The following is a 682-nucleotide window of genomic DNA, read 5'->3' as shown; positions in this document are numbered from 1 at the left end:
ATTCACGTGAAGCGGGCGTATCGGTACCGCTTCTGTCCGACTGATGCGCAGGCAGCGGAGCTGTCGCGCACGTTCGGGTGCGTGCGGAAGGTCTACAACATGGCGCTCGCGGCCCGTACCGAGGCGTGGGCGCGGCAGGAGCGGGTCAACTACAACCGGTCTTCCGCAATGCTGACGGCCTGGAAGAAGACCGGGGAACTGGCCTTCCTCAACGAGGTGTCGTCGGTTCCGCTCCAGCAGGCGCTGCGGCACCTGCAAGGGGCGTTCGCGAACTTTTTCTCCAAGCGCGCCAAGTACCCACGGTTCAAGTCGAAGCGGAAGTCGCGCGCCTCGGCGGAGTACACCAGCTCGGCGTTCACGTTCCGTGACGGCCGGTTGAAGCTCGCGAAGATGGCCGGGCCGCTGGACATCGTCTGGTCCCGACCCCTGCCCGAGGGCAGTGTGCCGACGACCGTGACCGTGTCCCGGGACGCGGCCGGCCGCTGGTTCGTGTCGATGCTGTGCGACGACCCGACGGTGAAACCGCTCGCGGCCGCGGATGCGGCGGTGGGGATCGATGTCGGCCTGGACCACCTGCTGGCCCTGTCGACCGGTGAGAAGATCGCCAACCCCCGGCACGAACGCCGCGACCGCGCTCGCCTCGCCAAGGCACAGCGCAACTGTGCCCGCAAGGAGAAGGGCT

At 67.7% G+C, this 682-nt stretch carries 1 protein-coding gene; it reads left to right on the top strand.

All coding sequences use genetic code 11. The features are described 5' to 3' along the window. Nucleotides 1-6 precede the first annotated feature (6 nt). Nucleotides 7-682 (top strand): RNA-guided endonuclease InsQ/TnpB family protein (locus AQJ27_RS51490; RefSeq protein WP_244313896.1); only part of this gene is annotated, 676 nt, incomplete at its 3' end.

Source organism: Streptomyces olivochromogenes (genome assembly GCF_001514115.1).
Lineage (GTDB): Bacteria > Actinomycetota > Actinomycetes > Streptomycetales > Streptomycetaceae > Streptomyces > Streptomyces olivochromogenes.
Note: the sequence above shows the minus strand (reverse complement) of the source record. Positions and strands in the feature narration are given on the sequence as shown.